General features: G+C 66.2%; 1 protein-coding gene. It reads left to right on the plus strand.

The genetic code is table 11. The features are described 5' to 3' along the window. The first annotated feature begins 111 nt into the window (after positions 1–111). Positions 112–1,368 carry an IS256 family transposase gene (locus ACTWQA_RS58960; RefSeq protein ID WP_443167492.1) on the plus strand — a complete coding sequence of 419 codons (1,257 nt, stop codon included), beginning with the start codon at positions 112–114 and terminating at the stop codon, positions 1,366–1,368. Positions 1,369–1,421 lie beyond the last annotated feature (53 nt).

Genomic DNA, 1,421 nt, shown 5'->3' on the forward strand with positions numbered 1-1,421 from the left:
AGATGGTGTGCGGGTGATCAAGCCTTGGACTGGTACGGGTGAGATCCATGTGACAAGAGACGGCCACTCCGTAATCCTTCGATTCGCTCATATCAACACGAAGGGGACGAAGTGGCCGTCAATGACATTGTGCCCGCTGCCGGGGAGTACTTGGAAGACACCCTCGCCGCGGCGAGCCCGGACCTGCTCCGGACGATGATCCGCGAGTTCGCCCAGCGGATGATGGACGCCGAGGTCGAGCAGCTGTGCGGCGCCGGCTACGGCGAGGTCAGCAGCGAGCGGGTCAACACCCGCAACGGCTACCGCACCCGGCCGTGGGACACCCGCGCCGGGAGCATCGAACTGGCTGTGCCCCGGCTACGGCAGGGCTCCTACTTCCCGGACTTCCTGCTGGACAAGCGACGCCGGGCCGAGCGGGCGCTGACCAGTGTGGTGGCCACCAGCTATCTGCTCGGGGTGTCGACGCGGCGGGTGGAGAAGCTGGCCGAGGCGATGGGCATCACCTCGTTGTCGAAGTCGCAGGTCTCGGCGATGGCCACCGAACTCGACGCGATGGTCGAGCAGTTCCGGTCCCGGCCGCTGGACGCCGGCCCGTACACCTTCATCTGGATCGACGCGCTGACCCAGAAGGTCCGCGAGGGCGGCCGGACGGTGAGCGTGCACGCCCTGGTCGCCACCGGCGTCAACGCCGACGGGCAGCGCGAGATCCTCGGCCTGGACGTCGTCTCCAGCGAAGACGGCGCGGGCTGGCTGGCGTTCCTGCGTGGCCTGGTCGCCCGCGGCCTGTCCGGCGTGCTGATGGTGACCTCCGACTGCCACGCCGGGCTGCGTGACGCGATCGCCTCCACCTTGCCGGGCGCGTCATGGCAGAGGTGTCGAACCCACTACGCGCGAAACTTGATCACGCGCGTTCCGAAGTCGGCCCAGCCGTGGGTGGCCACCATGCTGCGCACCGTCTTCGAGCAGCCTGACGCCGAGTCGGTCTATGCCCAGCATCGTCATGTCGTGCAGGCGCTGGAGGCCAAGTACCCGAAGGCGGCCGAGCATCTGGACGAGGCCCGCGAGGACATCTTGGCCTTCGCCGCCTTCCCCAAGGCCGTCTGGCGTCAGACGTGGAGCAACAACCCCCAGGAGCGCCTGAACAAGGAGATCAGGAGGCGGACCGACGTGGTCGGCATCTTCCCCAACCGCGACTCGATCATCCGGCTCGTCGGCGCGGTGCTGGCCGAGCAGAACGACGAGTGGACCGAACAGCGCCGCTACATGGGGCTGGAGGTCCTCGCCGAGTGTCGCAAGAACACCGATTCATCCGATTCCAAAAACAAGACAAACGATGCTAAAGTGACTATTGAGGCGATTGCTTCCTAATAGTCACCGATTACGGGTGACCTTCTCAAACACCACCTCCATGGGCGCGGCCG

Origin of the sequence: Nonomuraea sp. 10N515B, assembly GCF_052245915.1 — a bacterium.
Classification (GTDB): domain Bacteria; phylum Actinomycetota; class Actinomycetes; order Streptosporangiales; family Streptosporangiaceae; genus Nonomuraea.